The 6,361-nt window shown below is 55.0% G+C and carries 6 protein-coding genes and 1 pseudogene; 1 reads left to right on the plus strand and 6 read right to left on the minus strand.

What is annotated here, in order from left to right; all coding sequences use genetic code 11:
- Nucleotide 1 precedes the first annotated feature (1 nt).
- The 3 genes and pseudogenes from BLU89_RS10575 to BLU89_RS21080 form a co-directional block, all read right to left on the minus strand.
- Entirely contained in the window at nucleotides 2–1,123 is a 1,122-nt protein-coding gene (locus BLU89_RS10575; protein ID WP_074736797.1) for an ABC transporter ATP-binding protein, read from the minus strand.
- Nucleotides 1,120–1,884: pseudogene (locus BLU89_RS21710) on the minus strand (extracellular solute-binding protein). Before BLU89_RS21710 ends, BLU89_RS10575 begins: the two are co-directional and overlap by 4 nt.
- A complete protein-coding gene (locus BLU89_RS21080; RefSeq protein ID WP_083347729.1) occupies nucleotides 1,881–2,150 on the minus strand; it encodes a hypothetical protein in 270 nt (89 codons plus the stop codon). Before BLU89_RS21080 ends, BLU89_RS21710 begins: the two are co-directional and overlap by 4 nt.
- A gap of 99 nt (nucleotides 2,151–2,249) precedes the next feature.
- Between BLU89_RS21080 and BLU89_RS10585 the strand changes: the two genes are divergently transcribed.
- Entirely contained in the window at nucleotides 2,250–2,930 is a 681-nt protein-coding gene (locus tag BLU89_RS10585; RefSeq protein WP_143030558.1) for a helix-turn-helix domain-containing protein, read from the plus strand.
- A gap of 8 nt (nucleotides 2,931–2,938) precedes the next feature.
- Here the strand turns inward: BLU89_RS10585 and BLU89_RS10590 are convergent, their stop codons facing one another.
- The 3 genes from BLU89_RS10590 to BLU89_RS10600 all read right to left on the minus strand — a co-directional run.
- Nucleotides 2,939–4,210, minus strand: a complete 1,272-nt coding sequence (locus BLU89_RS10590) for a type III PLP-dependent enzyme domain-containing protein (RefSeq protein ID WP_074736799.1) — start codon at nucleotides 4,208–4,210, stop codon at nucleotides 2,939–2,941.
- Between the two features lie 94 nt (nucleotides 4,211–4,304).
- Entirely contained in the window at nucleotides 4,305–6,053 is a 1,749-nt protein-coding gene (ggt, locus tag BLU89_RS10595; RefSeq protein WP_074736800.1) for a gamma-glutamyltransferase, read from the minus strand.
- Nucleotides 6,054–6,154: 101 nt separating this feature from the next.
- Nucleotides 6,155–6,361 (minus strand): universal stress protein (locus BLU89_RS10600; RefSeq protein ID WP_176797693.1); only part of this gene is annotated, 207 nt, incomplete at its 5' end.

Raw genomic sequence — 6,361 nt, forward strand, 5'->3', positions numbered from 1 at the left:
TCTACGCCCCTCCTGACACGATGATCGCGTCCTCGGGGTGAAGTCCAAGCCGAACAATGTCGCCCGATCCGGGCAGTCGTTGCATAATATCGCGACGGGTGGATTGGCGCATCGCCACCTCAACACCGCCAGAAAGGTCTATGTACAGCAGACAGCTTTCGCCTTGATACACCTGCTCTTTGCAGCGCCCCTCCAGCACGATCATATCGCCGGAACCCTCGCCTTCGCGAATGATATCCATCTTTTCGGGCCGCAGTACAAGACTGCCATGCGATCCCTCAGGCAGCGGCGCAGAAGTCGGCACGATCTGATCGTCAAGATATGCTATTCCGTCCCGCAAGTTGACGGGCAGAAAGGACGACTCGCCGATGAATTCGGCCACGAACCGGCTGTTGGGCCGTTCATAAAGCTGGCTGGGGTGGTCAAGTTGAACGATCCGGCCTTCGTTGAAGACAACGATCCGGTCCGACATTGTCAAAGCTTCACGCTGATCGTGGGTCACATAAACCGTGGTCATACCAAGGCGGTCATGCAAACGGCGGATTTCGATCTGCATGTGCTCGCGCAGGTTTTTATCCAGCGCCGACAGCGGTTCATCCATCAAAAGGATGCGCGGTTCAAACACGATGGCACGGGCCAAAGCAACGCGCTGACGTTGCCCACCCGAAAGCTGGTCAATTCGCCGGTCGCCATAGCTGCCCAACTGCACCAGATCCAGCGCGCGGTTTACGCGATCTGTAAGCTCGGACCGCCCAACCCTACGCAACCGCAGCGGGTAGCCGACATTCTCGGCCACGCTCATATGTGGGAACAAAGCGTAGTTCTGGAACACCATACCCAGATCACGCTTGTGCGGTGGAGCCAGTATCATTTCCCGATCGCCAAAGCGGACCGATCCGTAGTTTGGGCGCACGAAACCGGCCAACACCATCAGCAAGGTGGTCTTGCCCGATCCCGACGGACCAAGCAGGGTCAGGAACTCACCGGATTCGATATCCAGCGACACCTCGTCCAGCGCAACAAACTCACCGAATTTCTTGGTGATGCTCGTCAGTGAAATCGGAAGTGAGACGGCCGCAGCGCTGTTATGCGTTGCGGTCTCTGATATAGTGTTTTGTTTCATTGCTGGATAAACAGCTCAAAACGTTCTGTGACTTCGTCCAGATTGTCGCGCCACCAAGCGGCATTATTGTAGGCCGCCTGAGCTGCATTGTCCGGGCTCGAGGGCAGACCTTTGGCCATTTCAGGCGTGATCAGATCCGACTCGTAAGCTGCGGCATTGATCGGGCCATAGTTGATGTATTGCGGCAGACGCGCCTGATAGTCCGCGGTCACGATCTTGGACAGAAGCTGCATCGCCTCGTCCTTGTTCGGCGCGCCCTTGGGAATGACCATACAGTCGAAGTCCAGCAGCTGCTGGTTAAAGGTGAAGTCAGCCGCCGCGCCATCGGCCATAGCAGCCTGAATACGACCGTTCCAGATTGGCAGCATGTCCACTTCGCCATCCTTGACCAGCTGGGCCGAACCTGCGCCCGACGACCACTAGGTCACCACTTCGGGCTTGATCTCTTCCAGTTTTTCAAAGGCGCGATCCACATCCAGTGGATAAAGGTCAGCAGGCGCTACGCCATCCGCCATCAGGGCAATCTCAAGCATGGATTGCGCCGAGTTATACAAGGCACGTGCACCGGGGAAGTTTTCAACGTCCCAGAATTCGGCCCAGTTGCTGGGTGCTTTTTCGACCGTATCGGTGTTCCAGCCAATCACTGTGGCGAACGTGAACACTGCGATCCACTCATCTGCGTACAAAGCGCCGTCAATGCCGTCGGTGTTGACCACAGAGAAATCGATCGGTTCAACAGCGCCTTCGAATGCCAGCTTCACGCAGGAATCCGACCCCAACTCAACAAGGCCCAGGTCACATTGCCCGACTGGACCTGCGTCCGGACATCAGCGATGCCGTTGACTGTGTCTTCCCGGATTGTAAAACCCAGCTCTTCTGCTGCCGGTTCGAACCAGGCCTTGCGTTCTGCTTCCTGCAGCGATCCACCCCAGGACGCGACCGTCAGTTCGCCTTCGGCAACAGCTACACCAGCGCTCAGCAATGCAACAGCAGACGCTGTGCCAAGTTTGTGCGTGATTTTCTTCATACCATGTATCCTCCAATTTGATGGCTGTTCTGAGAACGGAAATTATGTTTTGACTGGATCACTCGGGTACCGGTTCGATGCCTGTCTTTTACGTACGAGGTGGCAAGATTAAAATTTCCTGCTATTTCTTTTAATCTGCGCGCGGAGGGAAGAAGAAGTCAATGTCCAATTTTGATACAAAAAAATAAAATGAATGACTCGCTGCCCACAGACGATGGTGAATTTGGAAAGAAAATCCGTAACCGCAGACAAATAAAGACTTTATCTCTTCAAGAGCTCGCCTCAAAAAGCGGTGTTTCGATCGCCCAGATTTCCAATATCGAACGAAATGTATCAAAACCGACAGTCAGAACGCTTCGCGCAATCTGCGAAGCGTTGGAATTTCCGATGAACTGGTTGGCAAGCGATTCATTCAAATCCGACCACCCATTTATCGTGCGTCGCGAAAAACGAAGAGAGGTGGAGTTCGGTGAAAACAAATCACAGCGGGTCGCCATCCGAAAGGAGTTTTTGTCGCCGGACAGCTGCAACGGCATACAGCTTCTTCAGCTGACCGTAACGCCCAAGGCGTCAACCGGGCGACGCTCGTTTGAAACACCCGGACAGGCCAGATCAATGCTGGTTCTGGAAGGTGAGCTGCATATGGAACTGGACAACGAACGGCTCGTACTTCGCGCCGGAGACACCTGCAGTTTCAACCAGTCGCTTCCCATTCGGTACTGGAATGATGGCAACGCCGACTGTCGGATCATACTGGCGATCACGCCCGCCGTGTATTAGCGCGCCACTCACGACATGTTCGAAACCACCTCGCTGAGCGTTTCCGCCCGACGGATCAGTTCAATCGACAACTCCCCGGACTTGGTGCTGACGCCATAGACCGCGATGCGGGGCAGACTGTTATAATCGAAATGATTGCTGAAGTAATACGCCCCGGTGTCATAGATGGCGACATAATCATTGGGTTCGAGTTTTGGAATCAACACATCCTTCGCGACCAGATCGGCGGCAAAACAGCAGGGCCCGGCCACGTCGGTTTGAACCTTTTCTTCGGTTTTCAATGCGCCCTCTGGCGTGAAACCTTCAACCCGGATTGGCCAAGCAGCAGGCAGAAAGGCGGTACGCGTCATGATCTGAGCGCCTGCATGTGTGGTTGCGATATGCCGCCCGCCAGCCAATTTGGTGTATTCGACCCGCGTCGCCATGAACCCATTCTTAGCCGCAATCGCGCGACCAAACTCGGTCTTTACGGTGTATTTTCCGGTGAACAGCAACGGTACATTCCGGCGCAGAATATCAGCATATTCTGCAAAGGTCGGTTTGACCTCGGGTGAGGCGAAATTGACCGGCAAGCCTCCTCCGATGTCCAATCTGATGATTTGCTGCTCACCCTTACGCGCGTTGATTTCCTCGGCCACAGCCACCAGTTCACCAATGCCTTGAGCCATCAGTTCCAACGGGCAACCCTGAGATCCGGCATGTGTGTGTATCGAGGTCAGCCAAGGGTATTTCAGGTAGTAGCCTATCAGCCGTTCGCGATTACCTTCATCGCCAATGGGATAACCAAATTTCGACGTGCTCGTTGCCGTGCTGGTCGAAGAAATCGCGCCGGACCCGATCTGCGGGTTGATACGAAACCCAATGACCGCCTCGGAGCTGGGGTAGTCTTCAATCAGTTCCGCAACTCGCTCCAACTCTTGTTCGTTGTCCAGATTGAACGCGATGGAATGTTTGAGGCATTGCCGCAGATCGTCCAACGTCTTGGCCGGTGAATCGAAGATAATCTTGGATATATCGAACCCTGCAGATTGGGCCATCGTCAATTCCCCGGGGCTGGCCACTTCGGCGCCGATACCGCAATGTGAAATCTTCATCAGCACATGGCGCAACGAATTCGCCTTGACTGCAAATGTATGCTGGAAATTATCAGGAAAAGCCGCAATCAAATCGTCGATAGATTTCGCGAGCCCATCCAGATCCATGAAACCGACGGCTGTTGTCTCACTGCTCAGAAGCCGGTTCCTAATTGCACGTTGCAGGATTTGGTGTTCGCGATTCATTTGATTATTGCTCCAATTCAATGTCTTGGATGGTTGCGGATCGTACCTAAGAATACGGCGGCCCAACCGGACCGCCGTATTTAGCTTTGGCGCACTACTGCCCCAGCGCCACACCTTCACGGCGGGGATCTGCCGCGCCGATGAGCTGGCCGTCCTTAATCAGAATGGCATGTAGGCCGCTGTTGAGATCACCTGCATTGACTTCATGGCCTTTGCCTTCAAGCGTGTCGACAAAATCAGCTGCCGCAGTCTCCTGCTCGACCTCCATGCTTGATCCGTTGCGATGGCCAAAGTGGCCGGTCTCGATGGCGTCCTGAGGATCCATGTCCCAATCTAGGATTGCGATGATGGTTTTGGCCACGTAGTTGATAATCCGGCTGCCCCCGGGCGAACCGATCAGCAGATAGGGTTCACCATCCTTCATCACGATGGTCGGCGACATCGAACTGCGCGGACGTTTGCCACCCTCGACCCGGTTCGCCACCCAGCGATCGCCATCTTTGGGCACGCGGTCAAAATCGGTCAGTTCGTTGTTCAGCAGAAAGCCCCGCACAAAGACACGGCTGCCAAAGAAGGTTTCAATCGTCGTGGTCATCGACAGAGCATTGCCATACTGATCCCGGATAACGATGTGGCTGGTTCCGGGACGATCGGGATTCTGTGATGGTGCAAACAGGGCGCTATGATCGCGCGGCGGTTCACCAGCCTGACGCTTGTCACTGGCTTCCTCCGGGTCGATCATCTCAGAACGCAGCTTCAGGTAGTCTTTGTCCAACAGACCCTTGACCGGCACGTCAACAAAATCGCTGTCTGCCATGTAAAGCGCGCGGTCGGCATAGGCCAGCTTGGCCGCCTCAGCATAGAGATGCGCCAGTTCGGCGTTCCAACCAGTTCCTTTGAGGTCAAAATTGCCGAGGATGCCCAAAATCTGCCCGATGGTCAGCCCCCCTGAAGTCGGCGGGCCCATGCCGCAGACGTCATACTCACGGTATTCAGCACAGACAGCAGGACGAATCTTGACGCGATAGGCGGCCATATCCTCTAGCGTGATGTTGTTTTCCACCTTCGACGTGGCATCAACGGCAGCCACGATATCTTCGGCAATCGGGCCATGATAGAAGGCGTTCGCACCCTGTTCGGCCAGAATACGCAGGGTTTCTGCGAATTCCGGATTTTTCAACAGCGTGCCGTCGGTCAACGGGCTGCCATCTTCGTTAAAGAAGTACTCTTTGGCGCCGGGGAAAACATCCAATAAACGTTCGCGGTCAATGGTGGATTGGATCGAATTGGCCATTCGCGGTGACACTTCGAACCCGCTTTCGGCCTGCTCAATGGTCGACTGGAACAACGAAGCCCAATCCTTTTTGCCATACAGGTTATGGGTCACTTCCATCAGGCGCAATATTCCAGGAACACCCACAGCTTGACCGCCAGATATGGCTTCACCGAAAGGCATCTTTTCACCTTCGGCATTCAGGAAACGTTCAGGCGTGGCTTTTTCCGGGGCGGATTCGCGCGCATCAAAGGTGTTCAACGTCTTTGAGGACGCGTCCCAATACAGCATGAACGCGCCACCGCCAATGCCCGACGATTGCGGTTCGACGAGGTTCAGCATCAATTGCACTGCGATCATCGCATCCGCCGCAGTTCCGCCCGCGGCCAGCACGTCATATCCGGCTTTCGCCGCAACCGGGTTGGCTGCGGATACCATGAACTCGGTACCGGTAACCGAGTCCTTATCTTCCCATCCGTAACCGTATTCCGGCGCTGGATCCTGCGCGTAGGCGGCGCCCGCAATGGCCCCAATGGACAGAGCGGCAATGGTGCTTGCAAATGGTCTCATCACAAAACCTCCGGGTGATGATTGGTGAAATTGCTTCTCGCTTCACTTTACAACTATAGCGAAGCGTTGATCAAAATGGCGTTAGGTTCCGCTCGTCTTCGTTAGCGCACGACATATACGGACACGGTTGAGTGTCTGACGACTCTTGCTGCGTTTGGGCCCAGGAGGTAGTCTTTGAGGTCTGGTTTGTGTGCGCCGATGACGATGAGGTCCGAGCCTGCGCCTTCTGCGGTTTTCAGGATTTCCTGATAGGCGCTGCCGGTGGCGACGACGTGGCGGACCTTGGCGTTGCGCTCGGCGCCCAATGT

It is taken from the genome of Ruegeria halocynthiae (assembly GCF_900106805.1).
Taxonomy (GTDB): Bacteria; Pseudomonadota; Alphaproteobacteria; order Rhodobacterales; family Rhodobacteraceae; genus Ruegeria; species Ruegeria halocynthiae.

What these genes read in the sequence shown, in the direction of transcription:
- ggt (WP_074736800.1), bottom strand. Translation starts at nt 6,053, where the DNA reads ATGAGACCATTTGCAAGCACCATTGCCGCTCTGTCCATTGGGGCCATT.
- BLU89_RS10590 (WP_074736799.1), bottom strand. Translation starts at nt 4,210, where the DNA reads ATGAATCGCGAACACCAAATCCTGCAACGTGCAATTAGGAACCGGCTT.
- BLU89_RS21080 (WP_083347729.1), bottom strand. Translation starts at nt 2,150, where the DNA reads ATGAAGAAAATCACGCACAAACTTGGCACAGCGTCTGCTGTTGCATTG.
- BLU89_RS10575 (WP_074736797.1), bottom strand. Translation starts at nt 1,123, where the DNA reads ATGAAACAAAACACTATATCAGAGACCGCAACGCATAACAGCGCTGCG.